Below are 23090 nucleotides of genomic sequence, written 5' to 3' on the forward strand. Positions count from 1 at the left end.
TCATTGGGGGGACATGGCCTTGATGTCTTCTTCGACGATGGCGAGGATGCCCAGGGTCTTCATCCGTGCTGCCTCCGTATCGCCGGCGCGGATGGCGTCGAACAGCTCGCGGTGCAGGGCGAAGGACCGGCGGGCGAAGTCGGGGCGGTCGAACGGCTTGTCGAAGAAATGCTCGAACGTCTCGCGGATCTGCTCCAGCAACTGGCGGAACAGGGGGTTGTGGGTCGCGTCATAGATCGCCAGGTGGAATTCCAGGTCCTCCGGCCCCGCCGTGCCCTTGTCCAGGTGCACGCGTTCCATCGCCACCAGCTTGTCCTCCAGGGTGGCGAGGTCGGCCGGCGTCGCCCGCCGGGCGGCCGCCTCGCTGGCCGCCACCTCCAGCCCCCGGCGGATCTCCAGGGTCTGCAGCAGCCGGTCGCGCAGGGCACCCGCATCTATGGTCAGTGAGACATGGACCGCGTCCGGCGACAGCGCCCGCAGCAGATAGGTGCCGCTGCCCTTGCGCGTCTCCACCAGGCCCCTCGCCTGGAACTGGCGGATGACCTCCCGCACCGTGGACCGGCCGACGGCCAACCGCTCCATCAGTTCCCGTTCCGTTGGCAGCTGATCCCCCGGCCGCAAGGCCGCCTCGGCTATGAATGCCGCCAGCGCCCGGCTGACCGCGCCGATGCGGTCGAGGCTGGGCAAGGGCCGCAGGGCAGCACCCGGGAGGGAGGGGGGAGTGGGCGGGTGCACGTCACCTCAACGATGCCACTGGGCTGGGATGCCGCTGGGCTGACGCTGTCCCGACGCCGCCCAGAATTGGTCTGACATCTGATGATTGGCGAGCATCGGGGGGCTGTCAAGCGCCGCTTGGCGTCGGGGCTTGGCGTTGGGCGCCCCGATGTGAAATTTCTTTGAAACTTCTTTTGTGATCGGCCGGCAGGACATGGTTCTTTCTGCAGCCCCGCCTGCTATTTTCCCTGACCAGTTCCCACGGAGCCCGCCCAGATGGATTTCTTCCGCCGCTTCAATTTCCTTGTCTGCGCCCCCGCCTTCGAGGCCGACGAGTTGGAGGGCACACGGCTGCAGGACATCATCGTCGAGGTGGAGCGCCTGGGCTTCGAAGTCACCAAGGCCCGGCGGATCGAGGACGCCGAGCTGGCCATCCGCACCGACGCCGCCATCGGCTGCATGGTGCTGGACTGGGGCAAGCGCGGGCCGGAGGGCAAGGCGGCTGCCCTGATCTCGCTGGTCCGCGCCCGTGGCCTGGAAATGCCCATCGTCCTTCTGGTCCGGCGCAAGCGGCTGGAGGATATCCCGGTGGACGTGATGCGGGAGATCGACGGCTATGTCTTCCTGGCCGAGGAGACGCCGCAGTTCATCGCCAAGAACCTGATCAGCCGCCTGCGCCAATATGCCGAGACCCTGAAGACCCCGTTCTTCGGCGCGCTGGTCGATTATGCCGAGGAGGGCAACCAGCTGTGGACCTGCCCGGGCCATAACGGCGGCATCTTCTATAGCCGCAGCCCCATCGGCCGTATCTTCGTCGAGCATCTGGGCGAGGCCATCTTCCGCGACGACCTGGACAATTCGGTCGTCGACCTGGGCGACCTGCTGGTGCATGAGGGACCGGCGCTCAAGGCGCAGAAGGAGGCGGCCAAGATCTTCGGGGCGGAGCGCACCTATTTCGTCCTCAACGGCACGTCCGCCTCCAACAAGGTGGTGCTGGGCGCCCTGGTGGCGGAGGACGACCTGGTGCTGTTCGACCGCAACAACCACAAGGCCGCCCATCACGGCGCCCTGCTGCTGGGCCAGGGCACGCCCATCTTCCTGGAGACCGACCGCAACGCCCATGGCCTGATCGGCCCCATCGATTATGAGGCGCTGGATGAGGCGGCGATCCGCGAGAAGATCCGCACCCACCCCATGGTCAAGGATCCCGACGCCTGGAAGAAGCCGCGGCCCTTCCGCGTGGCGGTGATCCAGCAGTGCTCCTACGACGGCACCATCAACAACGCCGACCTGCTGGTGGAGAAGCTGGGGCCGCTTTGCGATTACATCCTGTTCGATGAGGCCTGGGCCGGCTTCATGAAGTTCCACCCGCTGTACCAGGGGCGCTATGGCATGGGGGTGAAGAACCTGGGGCCGGACAGCCCCGGCATCATCACCACCCAATCCACCCACAAGCAGTTGGCGAGTTTCAGCCAGGCCTCGCAGATCCACGTCAAGGACAAGCATATCGGCGATCACGAGCGGCGGGTGGAGCATCGCCGCTTCAACGAATCCTTCCTCCAGCATGCCTCGACCAGCCCGTTCTACCCCATCTTCGCCTCGCTGGACGTCGGGGCACAGATGATGAAGGGCAAGTCCGGGGAGGTGCTGTGGGACGACACCATCCGGCTGGGCATCGAGATCCGCAAGAAGTTGCGCGCCATCGCCCGCGAGTTCATCGAGAAGGAGACCGACACCTCCCGGCAATGGTTCTTCGACCCCTTCGTGCCCGACCTGACCCGCCTTGACGGCGGCGATGTGCGCTGGGAGGACGTGCCGACCGACGATCTGGCCCGCGACCCCAGCCATTGGATGCTGGAGCCGGGGCGGGCGTGGCACGGGTTCAAGCATCTGGGGCCGGGTTATGCCATGACCGACCCCAACAAGCTGACCATCCTGACCCCGGGGTTCGACCGTCGCACGGGCGCCTATCTGGATCAGGGCGTGCCGGCGCCGGTGGTGGCGGAATATCTGCGCGAAAACCAGATCGTGCCGGAGAAGAACGACCTGAACTCGCTGCTGTTCCTGCTGACACCGGGGGTGGAAAGCAGCAAGGCCGGCGGCCTCATGAGCGCGCTGATCTTCTTCAAGCGGCTGCATGACGACAACGCCCTGCTGGACGACATCATGCCCGATTTCGTCCGCCGCCGGGCGCCGCGCTACAACGGCGTGCGCCTGGGCGACCTGTGCCGTGACATCCACAGCTTCTATCGCTCCCACAACATCAGCGCCTTGCAGCGCCGGCAGTTCCGCCCCGAGCATCTGCCGGAAATGGCCATGCTGCCGCATGTGGCCGCCAAGCAGCTGGTGCGCAACAAGGTGGATTTCGTGACCTTGGACCAGCTGCCGGGCCGCATCGCCACCACCCTGATGCTGGTCTATCCGCCCGGCATCGCCACGATCCTTCCAGGTGAACGGCTGACGGAGCGGGCCGCGCCCATGATCGACTATCTGAAGGTCTTCGAGCAGGGCGCCAACCTGTTCCCCGGCTTCGACAACGAGATCCAGGGCGTCTATCGCAAGCTGGATCCTGACGGCCGCATCCGCTTCTACACGTATGTCGTCCGCGAATAGGACCATCGGCACCCATGACCCTTGCGCCTGATCCCGTCTCCGACCCTGGCCCGGCAACCGCCCCCACCCTCGTCATCCGCCCCTCGACGGAGGCGGATGTGGAGGCGATGCTGGCGATCTACAGCCATTACATCAACCGGGGACTGGGCGATTATGAGCCCGAATCCCCGGATGAGGATGACATCAAGCGCCGGCGCAAGAACATGCTGAACAAGCGGTTGCCCCACGTCGCGGCCGAACTGGATGGCGTGGTGGTCGGCTACGCCTATGCCGTTCCGTTCCGCAAGCGCCCGGCCTATCGCTATGTGGTGAAGCATTCGATCTATGTGCACCACGACCATTTGTCCGGCGGTATCGGCCGGCGGCTGATGCGGTTCCTGATCGAGGCCTGCACCGCGGCCGGATACCGACAGATGATCGGTTATATCGACGCCGCCAACGACCGCTCCCTGCGCCTGCATGAAAGCTTCGGCTTCACCCGGGCCGGCTACCTGCCGTCCATCGGCTACAAGTTCGGCCGCTGGACGGATTCCGTCCTGGTGATCCGGCCCCTGGGGGAGGGCAGCGACACGCCGCCGGCGCCCATGCCGAAGAAGGCCAAGGTGAAGCCGGCGGCCAGCGAGGCGGCCGACACGCCGCCCGCTTGAACCCTTCCTGGCCGAAGCGCATCCTCTTTTTGGCACCCATCCGTTCCCTGCCGTGTGATCGCGCGGCGGACCGAATAGCTTGCCAGCCGCCGCCAATGCCGTTGCGCAAGAACCGGTCGGCCGTGACCGGCGGCCGGTCCGTGGCGGGTGCGCGCGACCGCCGGGGACGGTGTCGCCGGACCTGCAAATGATATCGCAGGCGGACCGGACTGCGGCATCCGCAGTCAATACCCGTAAACGCCGAGGTTCCCCGACCATCCCTATCCGAGAAGGGGAAATGAGCGCCGGAATTTTTGGCAGGGGGCATTAATAATGCCAAAGAATCCGGATTCGCGGAAAGTTTACGGACTGCGGCTATGAATTAAAGAACCCATTGAAAGCAATTTTAATTCCTTTCGGATGCGTAATCGCAATCCCGTCATCAGGCGATTGACATACTTGCTTAGGCTCCATCAAAAGATGAAGGAGGGTATTCCACTTTTGGGCAGGCGTCTGTCTTTGGGCGGAAAGCCCCAAGGGGACAGGCCGGTTGGATTGGTTCGTTGGGGGCGGTTTGGGGCGTGGGGTGGGCTGGGTGGCCGATCCGCAGGGCGTCACAAGAGCGTGGACTGACGGAGTAAAGCCGCTTGGTGCCTGGTGATGTGGCGTGACAAGCGGGGCGATGATGAAGCGTGCGAATTACGGTAAGACGCTGCTAGCGGGGTCTTCCCTTTTGGCCGTGGGTATCGCTCTGGCGACCGCCCAGACGGCGCACGCCAATACCACCATTTCGGCATCGTCCACCGTTGCCCAATCCAACAACACCGTCGCCACCGTCTTTTCCATCGTCTCCGGCGTGCGGGTGAGTTTGACCGGTGGCACCGCGGTGCTCACCAACAACTCGACCATCACCACCCTCACCAACAGCGGCACCCTGACCGGCGGCCTCACGGCCCTGAAAAATTACGGCCTCATCAGCACCCTGACCAACTCCGGTACCCTGTCGTCGTACTCCGGGTTCGCCAACTACGGCACCGTCGGCACGATGACCAATAGTGGCCTCATCGCCGGTACGGGGATTGGCGCCGTCACCAACGGCGACAGCAGCACCATCGGCCGGCTGGTCAACAGCGGCACGATCAGCGGCGTTTACGGCATCCTCAACAGCGGCTCGATCGGCACCCTCGTCAATTCCCGCCTGATCCAGGGCAGCAGCTACGCCCTGTTCGACACCCTTGCCGGCACCATCGATTCCATCCAGAACGGCGGCACCATCGCCGGCAACATCCTGTACAGCGGCGGCAACACGCTGACGATTTCCGGCGGAACGCTCACCACGGTGGGCACGCTGACCGGCAACACGTTCACCAACCAGGGCACCATCACCGTCACCGCCGGCAACCTGGTGTTCTCCTCGGGCAACCTGCTGCTGAACGACCGGATCATCGCCACCGGCCACACCATCAGCAACGCCGGCGCCAACCTGACCCTGACGACGGTGGTCGGCGTCACCGGCACCTACAGCCAGGCGGCCGGCCAGCTCGTGCTGGGCACGGCGGGCAAGCTGTCCATCACCGGCGTCGCCAGCATCACCGGCGGCACCATCCTGGCCAGCCTGTCCAGCACCGGCAACTATCTCGCCGGCACGGCGATCTCCACCCTGGTGCAGGCCAGCGGCGCGTCCAATTACACCGGCGTCAGCATCGCCACCACCCTGGCGCCCTCGCTGGCCGCCAGCGGCACCATGGTCGGCAACAACCTGGTGCTGAAGGCATCCAACGACTACATCGGCGGGACGCTGGCGTCCGTCGTCAATACCGGCACGATCAGCGGTGTCGCGACCGGCGTGTACATCGCCCCAACCGGCACGGTCGGCACCCTGACCAACAGCGGAACGATCAGCGGTAGCGTGCGCGGTTTCGCCATGGACGACACCGTCATCGGGTCCCAGGTCGGCGGGTCCGTGGGAACGCTCAGCAACGCCGGGACGCTTTCCGGCGGCTCCATGGGCGTTTACATGACGGACGGCAGCCGCATTGACCGCATCGTCAACAGCGGCGTGATCCGTGGCACGACGTCGGCCGGCATGGGCCTGTTCGGTTCCGTCGGCACCATCATCAACAGCGTCACCGGCACCATCGTCAGCACCAACAGCACCGCGCTGGGCGTCGGTGGCCAGGGGCTCAGCCAACTGACCAACAACGGGCTGATCAGCGGCGCTGTTGGCGGCATCGCCGTACTGACATCCGTGGGCCAGGTCAGCAATGCCGGCACCATCAATGGCGGAAACACCGCCATCAGCAACGCTGGCACCATCGGCGCGATCCGCAACGCCGGCACCATCAGCGGCGCAAACCGGGCGATCTACAATGCCAGCTCGGGCAGCATCGGCACGCTGGTCAACGGTGGTGTGATCGCCGGCGATATCGTCAATCTCAGCACCAACGTCCTCAGCATCAGCGGCGGCACCGGGGCCACCGTCGGCACGCTGACCGGCTACACCGTCACCAACATGGGCAGCATCGTCAACACGCTGTCCAACCTGGTGTTCGCTGGCGGCAACCTGCTGCTGAACGACAACATCAACGCCACCGGCCAGACGGTGGCGAACAACGGCGCGTCGATCAATCTCTCCACCATCGTCAGCATCACCGGCGCCTACAGCCAGACGGCCGGCGCCCTGGTCATCGACCCCACCCGGGGTGGGCTGCTCGTCAGCGGCGCCGCCAACCTGTCCGGCGGCACGGTGCTGTCCACCTTCTCCGCGACCGGCAATTATCTGGCCGGCAGCTACACCCTGGTCAGCGGGTCCAGCCTGTCGCTGGCCGGTGCCACGGTCACCATCAACACCATCACCGGCCTGACCAGTTCCGGCAGCACCGTCGGCAGCCGCCTGCTGCTGGCCGTCAGCAACGACTATGTCGGCGGCACGCTGGCGACGCTGACCAACGCGGCCACCCTCACCAGTGTTGGCACCGGGCTCTACGTCGCCGCCACCGGCAGCATCGGCACCCTGATCAATACCGGCACCCTGGGCGACGGTAGCGGCCATGGCCTGCAGAATTACGGCACCATCGCCACCATTTCCAACAGCGGGCGGATCGACGGCACCGGTTCCACGGCCGCCATGAGCAATCAGGGCGTGATCCAGGTGCTGACCAACAGTGGCACCATCATCGCCACTGGCAGCGGCAATGGCATCCAAAACGGCGGCACGATCGCCACACTGACCAACAGCGGCCTGATCAGCGCCAGTTGGTGGGCCATCACCGGCGGGGTGGTCCAGACCCTGGTGAACACGGGCCGGATCGAAGGGGGCAGCAACGCCTTCAGCAGCGTCCAGATCGGCGTCCTGTCCAACAGCGGCACCTTGGCCTCCCCCGGCAATGTCCTGGACAGCGCTGTCGCCACCATCATCAACAGCGGGGTGATCCAGGGTAATCTCGCCAAGGATCTGGGCGCCAACATCGGCACCATCATCGGCGGCAGCGGTGGGACGGTCGGTACCTTCACCGGCTACACCATCACCGACCAGGCGACCATCGGCGCCACGGGCACCCTGGTGTTCGCCAGCGGCGACCTGCTGCTGAACGATACCATTATAGGCAAGGCCAGCGGCGTCACCGTCAGCAATGTCGGCGCCAACATCACACTGTCGACCATCGTCACCATCGACAACGCCACCTTCCGCCAGACCGGCGGCACCCTGAACCTGGGCAGCGCCGGCGAATTGATGGTCACCGGCACGGCCAGCCTGACCGGCGGCACGGTGTCGGCCAGCGCCAGCGGCATCGCGACAGGGGCCACCTATCTGGTGGGGACCTCCACCGGCAAAACCTTGGTCGCCGGCGGCACGGGATCCAGCTACACCAGCCTGACCAGCAGCATCAGCGGTGGCATCACCGGCTTGGCCCTGAAGGCGGGCACCATCGGCACCAACCTGCTGGTTGTCGCCGCCAACGACTATATCGGCGACACCCAGACCAGCATCGGCAACACCGGCACCATCAGCGGTGTCGCGACCGGCGTGTACATCGCCCCAACCGGCACGGTCGGCACCCTGACCAATAGCGGAACGATCAGCGGCAGCGTCCGCGGTTTCGCCATGGACGACACCGGGACCGTAGGCGGGTCCGTGGGCACGCTCAGCAACGCCGGGACGCTCTCTGGCGGCGCCATGGGCGTCTACATGGCGGACGGCAGCCGCATTGACCGCATCGTCAACAGCGGCGTGATCCGTGGTACGACGTCGGCCGGCATGGGCCTGTTCAGTTCCGTTGGCACCCTGGTCAACAACGTCACCGGCACCATCGTCAGCAGTAACAGCATGGCGGTGTGGTTCGGCGCGAACACCCAGTTCACCCTGCTCACCAATAATGGACTGATCAGCGGGAAGTCCTACGGCGTCGTCGCGCAGGGTTCCGCAGGTCAGATCAGCAATGCCGGGACCATCATCAGCCACGGCGGCACCGTCGGCAGCGGCACGGGCGCGGGCGTCTACATCGACACCGCCGGGTCGCTGGGAACCTTAAGCAACAGCGGCATCATCAGCGACGATGTCAACGCCATCGCGAATTACGGCACCCTGGGGACCCTTATCAACCTGGCCGGCGGCACCATCAGTGGTCCCAACGCGCTGACCCTGACCGGCGCGATCGTCAACGGGTTCAGCAACAGCGGGCTGGTCGCCGGCAACATCCTCAACCACAGCGCCAATGCGCTGACCATTAGCGGCGGCACCGGCGCCACCATCGGCACGCTGACCGGCTACACCGTCACCAACATGGGCAGAATCGTCAGCACGCTGTCCAATCTGGTGTTCGCCAGTGGCAACCTGCTGCTGAACGACAACATCGACGTCACCGGCCAGGCGGTGGTGAACAACGGCGCCAGCTTGGCGCTGAACACCATCGTCAGCATCACCGGCGCCTACAGCCAGAGCGCCGGCACCCTGAACCTGGGCGCTGCCGGCACCGGCGGCCTGATCGTCAGCGGCACGGCCAGCCTCACCGGCGGCAGCGTCGTCGCCAGCGTGTCCGCCACCGGCAACTACCTGGCCGGTGCTTCCACCCTGATCGGCGCCGGTTCCGCCATCCAGGGCGGCGCCACCCTGGTGACCAACACCATCACCGGCCTGGGCAGCGCCCTCAGCATCAGCGGCAGCAACCTGCTGTTCGTCGCCAGCAACGACTATGTCGGCGGCACGCTGGCGACGCTGACCAACGCGGCCACCCTCACCAGCGTTGGCACCGGGCTCTACGTCGCCGCCACCGGCAGCATCGGCACCCTGACCAATACCGGCACCCTGGGCGACGGTAGCGGCCATGGGCTGCAGAATTACGGCACCATCGCCACCATTTCCAACAGCGGGCGGATCAGCGGCGCGACCACCGATGCTGCCCTAAATAATCAGGGCGTCATCCAGGTACTGACCAACAGTGGCACCATCATAACGGCCGGGAGTGGCAACGGCATAAAAAACGCCGGCTCCATCGCCACCCTGACCAACAGCGGCCTGATCAGCGCCAGTTGGTGGGCGATCACCGGCGGGGTGATCCAGACCCTGGTGAACACGGGTCGGATCGAAGGGGGCAGCAACGCCTTCAGCAGCGTCCAGATCGGCGTCCTGTCCAACAGCGGCACCTTGGCCTCCCCCGGCAATGTCCTGGACAGCGCTGTCGCCACCATCATCAACAGTGGGGTGATCCAGGGTAATCTCGCCAAGGATTTGGGCGCCAACATCGGCACCATCATCGGCGGCAGCGGTGGGACGGTCGGTACCTTCACCGGCTACACCATCACCGACCAGGCCACCATCGGCGCCCTGGGCACCCTGGTGTTCGCCAGCGGCGACCTGCTGCTGAACGATACCATTATAGGCAAGGCCAGCGGCGTCACCGTCAGCAATGTCGGCGCCAACATCACGCTGTCGACCATCGTCACCATCGACAACGCCACCTTCCGCCAGACCGGCGGCACCCTGAACCTGGGCAGCGCCGGCGAATTGGTGGTCACCGGCACGGCCAACCTGACCGGCGGCACGGTGCTGGCCGACGCCAGCGGCATCGCGACGGGGGCCACCTATCTGGTCGGATCCTCGGCCGGCAAAACCTTGGTCGCCGGCGGCACGGGCTCCAGCTACACCGGCATCACGACCAGCATCAGCGGCGGCATCACCGGCCTGGCCCTGACCGCCGGCACCATCGGCACCAACCTGGTGGCGGTGGCCGGCAACGACTATATCGGCGACAGCCAGACCAGCATCGGCAACAGCGGCAGCATCGGCGGCGTCAGCTACGCCCTGTACGTGGCTGGTGGCGGCACCGTCGGCACCCTGTCCAACAGCGGCACGCTGACCGGGTCCAACACCGGGCTGAGCAACAACGGCAGCGTCGGGACCCTGTCCAACAGCGGGCTGATCTCCAGCGCGGTCAAGGCGCTGGGCAACCAGTCGACCATTGGGCTGCTGGTCAACAGCGCCAGCGGCACCATCCTGGGCGGCACCGCCGCCGGGGCGCAGAACGACGCCTACCTGGGCACCCTGTCCAACGCCGGCCTGATCAGTTCCGGCTCCGCCGGCTTTGCCGACTACGGCACCATGGGGCTGCTGACCAACAGCGGCAGCATCCACGGCGGCCCGCAGGGCATCTACATCGACGGCAGCGGCACGGTCGGCACGCTGAACAACAGCGGCACCATCACCGCCGCGCAGAGCGCCATCCAGGTGTCCGGCACGCTGGATACGCTGGTCAACAGCGGCGTCATCGCCAACGCCACCAACGCCTTGAACATCGCCGGCACGCTGGGCACGCTGATCAACCTGGCCGGCGGCACCATCAGCGGCAACAACGCGCTGTACCTGACCGGGACGCTGCTCAACGGCTTCAGCAACAGCGGCGTGGTCCGGGGCACCATCGACAATGAGACCGCCGCCACCCTGACCATCAGCGGTGGCGCCGCCGGCACCATCGGCACCCTGACCGGCCAGTCCGGCATGGGCACCATCATCAGCACCCTGGGCAACTTGGTGTTCGCCGGTGGCAACCTGCTGCTCAACGACCGTATCTTCGCGCCCAACCATACCGTCAGCAATCTCGGCGCCAACCTGTCGCTGAACACCATCGTCCGCATCACCGGCCATTACGCCCAGAGCGCCGGCACGCTGAACCTGACCCCGGGCAGCAGCAGCCTGATCGTCAGCGGCACGGCCAGCCTCACTGGCGGCAGCGTCGTCGCCAGCCTGTCCAGCACCGGCAACTACCTGGCCGACGCCACCACCACCCTGGTCAGCGCCGGCTCCGCCATCCAGGGCGGCGCCGCCCTGGTGACCACCGCCATCACCGGCCTGAGCAGCGGCCTCAGCATCAGTGGCAGCAACCTGCTGTTCTTCGCCGCCAACGACTATGTCGGCGGCACGCTGGCGACCGTCGCCAACAGCGGCGGCATCGGCGGGGCCAGCTACGCCATCTATGTGGCATCGACCGGCACGGTCGGCACGATCAGCAATACCGGCACCCTGGCGGGCAGCCAGAGCGCCATCAACTTGGCGGGCCGTGTCGGCACGCTGACCAACAGCGGCACCATCGACACCGCGCTCATCGGTGTCGACATCACCGGCTCGCTGGGTACCCTGGCCAACCTGGTGGGCGGCACCATCAGCAACGCCAGCGCCGTCTATGTGGTCGGCACGCTGGGCCTCTTGGCCAACAGCGGCCTGATCACCGCCAACGGCGGCACCGCCCTGTATATCGCCAGCACAGGGACGCTGGGGACGTTGGCCAACAGCGGTACCCTGATGGGGCCGATCACCAATGCCTCATCCAACGACCTGACCATCATCGGCGGGGCGCCCGGCACCATCGGCACGCTGACCGGCCAGAGCGGCGTGGGCACGATCCGCAACACCGGCAGCAACGTGGTGTTCGCCTCGGGCGGCCTGCTGCTGAATGACAATGTCAACGTCAGCGGCCACACGGTGCTGAACACCGGCGCCTTTCTGGCGCTGGACACCATCGTCAGCATCACCGGCGCTTACAGCCAGTCCAACAACGGTACCCTCAGCCTGGGCAGCGGCGCTGGACTGGTGGTTACCGGCGCGGTCAGCATCACCGGCGCCCCGGTGCTGGCCAACGCCAGCGGCATCGCGACGGGGGCCACCTACCTGGCCGGCTCCGGGTTGGTCAATACCCTGGTGGCCGGCGGCACGGGCTCCAGCTACACCGGCATCACCGTCAGCATCAGCGGCGGCATCAACGGCTTGGCCGTGACGGCCGGCACCGTCGGCACCAACCTGGGGTTCGTCGCCACCAACGACTACATCGGCGACAGCCAGACCAGCATCGGCAACACCGCCAGCATCGGCGGCGTCAGCTACGCCCTGTACGTGGCCGGCGGCGGCACCGTCGGCACTCTGTCCAACAGCGGCACGCTGACGGGGACCAACGCCGGGCTGAGCAACAACGGCAGCGTCGGCACCCTGTCCAACAGCGGGCTGATCTCCAGCGCGGTAAAGGCGCTGGGCAACCAGTCGACCATCGGGCTGCTGATCAATAGCGCCGGTGGCACCATCCTGGGCGGCACCGCCGCCGGGGCCCAGAACGACAGCTACCTGGGCACCCTGTCCAACGCCGGCCTGATCAGCTCCGGCTCCGCCGGCTTTGCCGACTACGGCACCATGGGGCTGTTGACCAACAGCGGCAGCATCCATGGCGGCCCGCAGGGCATCTACATCGACGGCAGCGGCACGGTCGGCACGCTGAACAACAGCGGCACCATCACCGCCGCGCAGAGCGCCATCCAGGTGTCCGGCACGCTGGATGCGCTGGTCAACAGCGGCGTCATCGCCAACGCCACCAACGCCTTGAACATCGCCGGCACGCTGGGCACGCTGATCAACCTGGCGGGCGGCACCATCAGCGGCAACAACGCGCTGTACCTGACCGGGACGCTGGTCAACGGCTTCAGCAACAGCGGCGTGGTCAGGGGCACCATCGACAATGAGACCGCCGCCACCCTGACCATCAGCGGTGGCGCCGCCGGCACCATCGGCACCCTGACCGGCCAGTCCGGCATGGGCACCATCATGAGCACCCTGGGCAACCTGGTGTTCGCGTCGGGCAACCTGCTGCTCAACGACCGTATCTTCGCGCCCAACCATACCGTCAGCAACCTTGGCGCCAGCCTGTCGCTGAACACCATCGTCCGCGTCACCGGCCACTACGCCCAAAGCGCCGGCACCCTGGCCCTGACCCCGGGCAGCAGCAGCCTGATCGTCAGCGGCACGGCCAGCCTCACCGGCGGCAGCGTGGTCGCCAGCCTGTCCAGCACCGCTAACTACCTGGCCGACACCACCACCACCCTGATCAGCGCCGGCTCCGCCATCCAGGGCGGTGCCGCCCTGGTGACCACCGCCCTCACCGGCCTGAGCAGCGGCCTCAGCATCAGCGGCAGCAACCTGCTGTTCTTCGCCGCCAACGACTATGTCGGCGGCACGCTGGCGACCCTCGCCAACAGCGGCGGCATCGGCGGGGCCAGCTACGCCATCTATGTGGCATCGACCGGCACGGTCGGCACGATCAGCAATACCGGCACCCTGGCGGGCAGCCAGAGCGCCATCAACCTGGCGGGCCGTGTCGGCACGCTGACCAACAGCGGCACCATCGACACCGCGCTCATCGGTGTCGACATCACCGGTTCGCTGGGGACCCTGGCCAACCTGGTGGGCGGCACCATCAGCAACGCCAGCGCCGTCTATGTGGTCGGCACGCTGGGCCTCTTGGCCAACAGCGGCCTGATCACCGCCAATGGCGGCACCGCCCTGTATATCGCCAGCACAGGGACGCTGGGGACGTTGGCCAACAGCGGCACCCTGATGGGGCCGATCACCAATGCCTCATCCAACGACCTGACCATCATCGGCGGGGCGCCCGGCACCATCGGCACGCTGACCGGCCAGAGCGGCGTGGGCACGATCCGCAACACCGGCAGCAACGTGGTGTTCGCCTCGGGCGGCCTGCTGCTGAATGACGTCATCAACGCCACCGGCCACACCGTCAGCAACACCGGCGCCAGCCTCTCGCTGAACACCATCGTCAGCATCACCGGCGCCTACAGCCAAGCGGCCGGCACCCTGGACGTGGGCACCGGCGGCCTGGTGGTCAGCGGCACGGCCAGCTTGACCGGCGGCACGGTGCTGGCCAACGCCAGCGGCATCGCGACGGGGGCCACCTATCTGGCCGGTGCCGCCGCGGGCGACACCCTGGTGGCGGGCGGCACGGGCTCCAGCTACACCGGCATCACGACCAGCATCAGCGGCGGCATCACCGGCCTGGCCCTGACAGCCGGCACCATCGGCACCAACCTGGTGGCGGTGGCCGGCAACGACTATATCGGCGACAGCCAGACCAGCATCGGCAACAGCGGCAGCATCGGCGGCGTCAGCTACGCCCTGTACGTGGCTGGTGGCGGCACCGTCGGCACCCTGTCCAACAGCGGCACGCTGACCGGATCCAACACCGGGCTGAGCAACAACGGCAGCGTCGGCACCCTGATCAACAGCGGGCTGATCTCCAGCGCGGTCAAGGCGCTGGGCAACCAGTCGACCATCGGGCTGCTGATCAACACCATCGGCGGCACCATCCTGGGCGGCACCGCCGCCGGTGCGCAGAACGACCGCTACCTGGGCACCCTGTCCAACGCCGGCCTGATCAGTTCCGGCTCCGCCGGCTTTGCCGACTACGGCACCATGGGGCTGTTGACCAACAGCGGCAGCATCCATGGCGGCCCGCAGGGCATCTACATCGACGGCAGCGGCACGGTCGGCACGCTGAACAACAGCGGCACCATCACCGCCGCGCAGAGCGCCATCCAGGTGTCCGGCACGCTGGATGCGCTGGTCAACAGCGGCATCATCGCCAACGCCACCAACGCCCTGAACATCGCCGGCACGCTGGGCACGCTGATCAACCTGGCGGGCGGCACCATCAGCGGCAACAACGCGCTGTACCTGACCGGGACGCTGGTCAACGGCTTCAGCAACAGCGGCGTGGTCCGGGGCACCATCGACAATGAGACCGCCGCCACCCTGACCATCAGCGGCGGTGCCGCCGGCACCATCGGCACGCTGACCGGCCAGTCGGGCATGGGCACCATCATGAGCACCCTGGGCAACCTGGTGTTCGCCGGTGGCAACCTGCTGCTCAACGACCGCATCTTCGCGCCCAACCATACCGTCAGCAACCTTGGCGCCAGCCTGTCGCTGAACACCATCGTCCGCATCACCGGCCACTACGCCCAGAGCGCCGGCACGCTGAACCTGACCCCGGGCAGCAGCAGCCTGATCGTCAGCGGCACGGCCAGCCTCACCGGCGGCAGCGTCGTCGCCAGCCTGTCCAGCACCGGCAACTACCTGGCCGCCACCACCACCACCCTGGTCAGCGCCGGCTCCGCCATCCAGGGCGGTGCCGCCCTGGTGACCAGTGCCGTCACGGGCCTGAGCAGCGGCCTCAGCATCAGCGGCAGCAACCTGCTGTTCGCCGCCACCAACGACTACATCGGCGGCACGCTGGCGACCGTCGCCAACAGCGGCACCATCGCCAGTGCCGCCACCGCCTTCTACGTCGCCGCCACCGGATCCTTGGGCACGCTGTCCAACACCGGCACCTTGAGCGGCGGCAACGATTCCACCGGCATCTATGTCGGCGGCACGGTGGGCACCGTGGTCAATGATGGCGTGGTCAACGCCGTCCACTCGCCCAGCAGCGGCGGCGCGCAGGGCGTGGTGCTGGACAGCGGCGGCTTTGTCGACCGGCTCATCAACCGCGGCACCATCACCGCGCATTCCGGCGCCCTCCACGTCATCGGCTCGCTGGGGTCGCTGGTCAACAGCGGCCTGATCGCCGGCGCCATCGTCAACAGCGGCGCCGGCGACCTGACCATCAGCGGCGGCACCAGTGGCACCATCGGCACGCTGACGGGTGAGACCGTCACGGCGCTGGGCACGATCAGCAACACCGGCAGCAACCTGGTGTTCGCCTCGGGCAACCTGCTGCTGAACGATGTCATCGACGCCACCGGCCACACGGTGCTGAACACCGGCGCCGCGCTGGCGCTCAACACCATCATCAGCATCACCGGCGCCTACAGCCAGAGCGCCGGCACCCTGTCCCTTAGCGGCGGCGCTGAACTGGTGGTCAGCGGTGCAGCCAGCATCACCGGCGGCACGGTGTTGGCCACCCTGTCCAGCACGGGCAACTACCTTGTGGGCACGCCGGCCGCCACGCTGATCGCGGCGGGTACTGGTTCCAGCTATGCGGGCGTCACCGTCGCCCTGGGCAGCATGACCGGCCTGTTGGGGGCTGGCGGCACGACCAGCGGCGACAACCTGGTCATGCTGGTCGGCAACGACTATGTCGGCGGCACGTTGGCGTCGCTCGGCAACGGCGGCACCATCTCCGGCGTCAGTTACGGCCTGTACGTGGCCAGCACCGGGTCGCTGGGCACTTTCACCAATAGCGGCACGCTCAACGGCAGCCTTATTCCCGGCTATGGCCTGTACAATGGCGGCAGCATCGGGACGGTGAGCAACAGCGGGTTCGTGACCGGGGCGTCCTATTCCTTCCAGAACGATACCGGCGCCACCATCGGCACGCTGGACAACAGCGGCACGATCAGCGGTTTCATCAACCTGCGCAACGCCGGCGCCATCGGCCTGCTGACCAACAGCGGCGGTCTGCTATCCAGCAGCAGCGGCCTCGGCAACAGCGGCACCATCGGCACGCTCAACAACAGCGGCAGCATCACCGGCTTCTTCGCCGTCTTCAACACGGGCACGATCGGCCTGTTCAGCAACAGTGGCGTCATTCTGGCCACCAACGAGGCCATCAACGCCTCCGGCTCGATCGGCACGTTGAATAACAGCGGCACGATCAGCGGCAACTGGGCCATCGGCGCCAGCGGCACCATCGGCCAGATCATCAATAGCGGCCTGATCTCCGGCAGCGGGCAGGCCATCAACTACGCGGGCGGCACGATCGGGTCGCTGGTCAACAGCGGCACCATCGCCGGCACCCTGACCAACGGCACCGCCAACGTCCTGACCATCTTCGGCGGCAGCGGCACCACCGTCGGCACGTTGACCGGATATGATCTGATCAGCCAGGGCATGCTGGTGGCGTCGTCCGCCAATGTCGTCTTCGCCGGTGGCAACCTGTTGCTGAACGACGCCATCGACGCCACCGGGCACACTGTGCTGAACAGCGGCGCCTCGATCGCCCTCAACACCATCGTCAGCATAACCGGCGCCTACAGCCAGAGCGCCGGCACGCTGAACCTGGGAACGATTGGCACTGGCGGCCTGGTGGTCAGCGGTGCCGCCAGCATCACCGGTGGCAGCATCGTTGCCAGCCTGTCCGGCACCGGCAACTACCTGGCGGGTGACTACACCCTGGTCAGCGCCGGCAGTCTGCTGCTCGGCGGTACCGGCACGGTGATGAGCAACAGCATCACCGGCCTGTCCAGCACCAGTGGTCAAACCGGCAACCAGCTGGTGCTGACCGCCAGCAACGACTATGTCGGCGGCACGCTTGCGTCCATCGGCAACAGCAGCGCGCTGTCCGCGAAATATGGCCTGTACATCGCCGGCACGGGCAGCCTGGGCACGTTCACCAACAGTGACGTCGTGACCGGCGGCAATTCAGGCGGGGGTGTCTATGTGGTGGGCGCCCTTGGCACGCTGGTCAACGACGGCGGCGTCATCACCGGTTCCTCCAACGGCGTCCATGTCGAGGCCACCGGGTTCATCGGCACGCTCTCCAACAGCGGCAGCCTCGGCGCCGGCTTTGGCGGCGCCGTCGCCAACCTGGGCACCATCGGCCAACTGATCAACGACACCAGTGGCGTCATCACCGGTGGCAGCGCCGTGCAGAACGCCAGCGGCGGCACCATCGGCACGCTCAGCAACAGTGGCGTCATCGGCAGCACCTTCTTCGCCGTGCGCAACGCCGGCACCATCGGCCTGCTGAACAACAGCGGCACCATCCAGGGCCGAAACGTCGCCTTCCTGCTGGATAACACCGGCGCCGTCGGCACGCTGATCAACAGCGGCGTCATGCTCGGCACGTCCGGCAGCGGCAGTTCCGCCCTCTACCTCACCGGCAGTGTCGGCACGCTGATCAACAGCGGCCTGATCCAGGCGGACAAGGCGCTGAGCGACTACGGCACGCTGGCGGGCCTGACCAACAGCGGCACGATCGCCGGTACCATCAACATCAACAGTCCCGTCAGCGTCCTGACCATCGTCGGCGGCACCGGCGCCACGGTCGGCACGCTGACGGGACATGACCTGACCAGCCAGGGCCTTCTCACCAGCGGCAGCGACCTGGTGTTCGCCGGCGGCAACCTGCTGCTGAACGACCATATCGTCGCCACCGGCCACACGGTCAGCAACAGCGGCGCCTCCTTGGCGCTGTCCACCATCATCAGCATCACCGGCGCCTACAGCCAGTCGGCGGGCACCCTGGACCTGGGCACCGGCGGCTTGGTGGTGACCGATGCCGCCAGCGTCACCGGCGGCACGGTGCTGGCCACCCTGTCCAGCACCGGCAACTACCTCGTGGGTGCCGCCGCCGCCACGCTGATCGCCGGCGGGGTCGGCTCCAGCTATGCGGGCGCCACCATCAGCTTCGGCACCGTGACCGGCCTGTCGGGGGCCAGCGGCACGACCAGCGGCAACAACCTGATCGCGTTGGTCGGCAACGACTATATCGGTGGCACGCTGGCGACGCTCAGCAACACCGGCACCTTGACCACCAGCGCCACGGCGATCTACATCGCGGCCACCGGCAGTATCGGCACGCTTGCCAACACCGGTACGGTGCAGTCCACCCAGTGGGGCGTTCAGAATTTTGGCACCATCGGCACGCTGTCCAATGCCAGCCTGATCAGCACGCCCAACGCCACCGCCATCAGCAACGTCGGCACCATCGGCCTGCTGAGCAACAGCGGCACCATCACCTCCGGCGGGACGTACGCCATCGCCATCGATGGCGCCGGCGTCGGCACGCTGTTCAACAGCGGCACCATCTCCAACAACGGCCTGTCGACCGGTTCCGGCCATTTCGGGGTGGTGGAGGTCTTCACCAGCCTGGGCACGCTGCTGAACAGCGGCATCATCTCCGGCCCCGTCGCCCTGGATATCGAGAACGCCGGCACGCTGGGGTCCTTCGGCAACACCGGCACCGTCGCCGGCAATATCGTCAACCGCTTGGCCAATGCCCTGAGCATTACTGGCGGCGGTGGCACCACGGTCGGCACGCTGACCGGCTACACCGTCAGCACCCAGGGCACGATCACCAATACCCACAGCGACCTGGTGCTGTCCGGCAATTTGCTGCTGAACGACGCCGTCAACGTCACCGGCCACACCCTGGTCAATAACGGCGGGGCGATCACGCTCAGCAACACCGTCACCGTGACCGGCAATTACAGCCAGGCGTCCGGTGGCCTGTTCCTGACCGTCGGTGGCAGCGCCCTGGTGGTCAGCGGGGACGCCAACCTCAGCGGTGGCAGCGTCGTCGGCAGCCTGTCGGCCACCGCCAACTATCTGGTGGGCAGTGTCGTCGCGACCCTGGTCACCGGCGGCGCCGGCTCCTCCTACAGCGGGGTCTCCGTCAACGACGCCAACGGCATCGTGGCCTTGCAGGCCGGGACCGGCACGGTCGCGGGCAGCATCAGCCTGCTGGCGACGGCAATCAGTGACTATGTCGGCGGCACCCTGGCCACGTTGACCAACAATGGCACCCTTACCGCCGGCACCCCGATCAACATCGCCAGCAGCGGCAGCGTCGGCACGCTGCTGAACAATGGCACCCTCAGCAGCGGCACCGGCCTTAGCAACGCCGGCATGGTCGACACCCTGACCAACGCGGCGACCGGCCGGATCTTCGGTAACTTCATCGCCGTGAACAACAGCGGCACCATCGGTGCGCTGAACAATGCCGGCACCATCAGCACCACCAGCATCGTCGCGATCAGCAACGCGTCCACCGGCCGCATCGCCACCCTGACCAACACCGGCCGCATCGACGCATTGTCGGTCGGTATCAGCGATGCCGGCACGATCGTGAGCCTGGTCAACAGCGGTACCATCGTCGGCGGCATGGCGGTCGATGTCAGCGGCACCTTGGGTCTGCTGTCCAACGCCGGTGTCATCGCCGCGACCGGCTCCACCGCCATCAAGATCGACAGCACCGGCACCCTGGGCACGCTGGTCAACACCGGCACCATCCTGGGCAACATCGACAACCTGTCGGCCCATGACCTGGCCATCGCCGGCGGCACGGCCGGCACGGTGGGTACGCTGACCGGGCAGTCGGGCATCGGCGTGATCCGCAACACGCTGGGCAACGTCACCCTGTCGGGTGGCCTGCTGCTGAACGACATGGTCAGCGTGACCGGCCACACCCTGGTGAACGCCGGTGGCACCATCGGCCTGGCCAGCATCATCAGCGTCGATGGCGCCTATAGCCAGGCGGCGGGCACGCTGGTCGTGGCCGTCGGCACGGGCAAGCTGGTCGTCAGCGACGGCGCCGTGGTGAGCGGCGGCACCATCGCCCTCAGCGGCGCCCCCGCCACCGCCAACTACCTGGTGGGCCAAGGCAGCGGCACGGTGATCCAGGGCGGCGTCGGCTCGTCCTACACCAGCCTGACCTACAGCTCGGGCGTCACCGGCCTGGCCCTGGTCGGCACCACCAGCGGCACCAACCTGCTGATGGCGGTGGGCAACGACTATGTCGGCACCCTGCTGTCCACGCTGGACAACACTGGCACCATCAGCGGCGTCAGCTACGCCGCCTATGTCAGCGGGTCGGGCAGTGTCGGCAGCCTGTCCAACAGCGGCACGCTGAGCGGCGTCCAGGCCGGCCTCAGCAACGCCGGCACCATCGCCACCCTATCCAACGTCGGCGGCGGGCTGATCACCGGCGGCACCGGCGGCGTCAGCAACAGCGGGCGCATCGGCCTGCTGACCAACGCCGGCGTCATCAGCGGCGCCAGCTGGGGCTTCCATAACAGCGGCAGCATCGCCACGCTGGCCAACAGTGGCTCCATCGCTGGCGCCACCGCCGTGTTCATGACCGGCGGCATCGGCACGGTCAGCAACAGCGGCACCATCAGTGGCGCCAACAAGGCGTTTTATGTCGACGCCACGCTGGGCACCCTGCTGAACAGCGGTACGATCAGCGGCACCACGGCCGCCCTGTACATCGCCGCTGGCGGCAGCCTGGGCGGCCTGGCGGACGCCGGCCTGATCCGGGGAGACATCACCAACGCCTCGGCCAACACCCTGACCATCAGCGGCGGCAGCGGCACGGTGATGGGCACGCTCACAGGTGTCAGTGGCCAGGGCCTGATCAGCAACACCAGCAGCAACCTGGTGTTCAGCGGCGGCAACCTGTGGCTGAACGACACCCTCAACGTCGGCACCAATACCGTCATCAATAACGCCAACCTGACGCTCGACAGCACCATCAGCATCGCGGGCCATTACGTCTTCTCCGGCTCGATGGCGACCTTGCAGGGGGGCAATTTCCTCCAGACGGCGGGGACGCTGAATATCGTCGCGGGTTCCGGGCAGCTTTTCGTTCCCGGTTCGGCCAGCATTGTCGGCGGCAAGGTTCGCGTCACTCTGAGCAACAACGCCAACTACTTGGTCGGCGACACCTTCACGCTGGTGCAAACCGAGGATTCGCGCTCCACCTTCACCGCGCCGGTGGATTGGGTGGGCGCGCATGACACGATGAGCCGGGGGGCCGCGTTCGCGACCACCCTTGTGGGCTGGGCCAGCACGCTCTCCGGTTCGGGCGAGTACTTCGCCTATGTGGCCTACAACGCCAATGACTATATCGGCGGCACGCTGGCCAGCCTTAGCAATACGGGCAGCATCGGCTTCAACACGGCCGTTTACGTCGCGTCCTCCGGCAGTCTGGGCACGCTCAGCAACACCGGCACGCTGGGTGCCAAGTTGGGCATCTTCAACCAGGGCATCATCGGCACTGTCCTGAACGATGGCACGATCATCAGCGGCAGCACGGGCGTCGCGGGCGGCGGCACCTATGGCGCCCTGGTCAACACCGGAACCATCTTCGGCAGCATGATGGGTGTGTCGCTGGCGGGGGGGATGGGCAATCTCTCCAACGGTGGCCTGCTGACCGCCGGTCCCTCCGGCTTCGCGGTGCTGTACCTTGACGGCAGCCTGGGCACCCTGGCGAACAGCGGTCGGCTGATCGCCGGCGCCGCCAGCGAACTGGCGGTCTACGTCGGCACGGCCGGCAGCCTGGGCACGGTGGTCAACAGCGGCACCATCGCCGGCAACATCACCAACGCCAGCGCCAACGCCCTGATCTTCCTGGGCGGCACCGGCACCACCGTCGGCACCCTGACCGGCTTCTCCGGCAGCATTGGCACCCTCAGCGGCACCGGCGCCAATGTGACCTTGGCGTCCGGCAACCTGCTGCTGAATGATCAGGTCGACGTCACCGGACATACCCTGGTGAACAGCGGCGCCTCGGTTCAGCTGAACAACACCATCGCCGTCACCGGCATCTATAGCCAGTCGGCCGGCACCCTGTCGGTCGCCTACGGCGGCGGCCAGCTGGCGGTCAGCGGGGCGGCCAGCCTGACGGGCGGCACCATCGTCCTGACCGGGACGCCAGGCACCATCAACCTGACGGTGGGGCAAGGCCGGGGCGCCGCGCTGGTGGCTGGCGGTGCCGGTTCCACCTTCACCAACCTCAGCTACGGCTCGGGCCTCACGGGGCTGGAGGTTACGGGCTCCGTCGGTGGCAACAGTTTCTATCTGAACGCCGTCAACGACTATGTCGGCGGCACGCTGGGCACGCTGTCGAACAGCGGGACGATTAGCGCCAGCAACGCGGTCTACGTGGCGGCGACGGGCTCCCTGGGGTCCTTCAGCAACACCGGCGTGCTGACGGGCGCCAGCGCGGCGCTGAACAACCTGGGCACCATCGGCTCGATCAGCAACGGCACGCTGGGCACCCTGGGGGTGATGGCCGGCGGCGTGGGTGTGGCCAACGCCGGGGTGATCGGCACCCTGGTCAGCTACGGCACCATCACCGGCAC

The 23090-nt window shown here is 66.9% G+C and carries 4 protein-coding genes; 3 read left to right on the forward strand and 1 reads right to left on the reverse strand.

The window, feature by feature from the left end; genetic code table 11:
* On the reverse strand, window positions 1–735 hold the full coding sequence (locus FHS74_RS21820; protein WP_184805113.1) for an FCD domain-containing protein: 735 nt from the start codon (window positions 733–735) through the stop codon (window positions 1–3).
* Window positions 736–990: 255 nt separating this feature from the next.
* Here FHS74_RS21820 and FHS74_RS21825 point away from each other — a divergent pair, with 255 nt between their 5' ends.
* From FHS74_RS21825 to FHS74_RS21835, 3 genes are all read left to right on the forward strand, one after another.
* Window positions 991–3327: an Orn/Lys/Arg family decarboxylase gene (locus FHS74_RS21825; RefSeq protein ID WP_184805115.1), complete on the forward strand. Its 2337-nt coding sequence runs from the start codon at window positions 991–993 to the stop codon at window positions 3325–3327.
* 14 nt (window positions 3328–3341) lie between these two features.
* On the forward strand, window positions 3342–3974 hold the full coding sequence (locus tag FHS74_RS21830; protein WP_184805118.1) for a GNAT family N-acetyltransferase: 633 nt from the start codon (window positions 3342–3344) through the stop codon (window positions 3972–3974).
* A gap of 661 nt (window positions 3975–4635) precedes the next feature.
* Window positions 4636–23090, forward strand: an 18455-nt coding sequence (locus tag FHS74_RS21835) for an S-layer family protein (RefSeq protein ID WP_184805121.1), incomplete at its 3' end; no start/stop codon positions are given.

The sequence above is a fragment of the Nitrospirillum iridis genome (genome assembly GCF_014205765.1).
GTDB classification, from domain to species: Bacteria; Pseudomonadota; Alphaproteobacteria; order Azospirillales; family Azospirillaceae; genus Nitrospirillum; species Nitrospirillum iridis.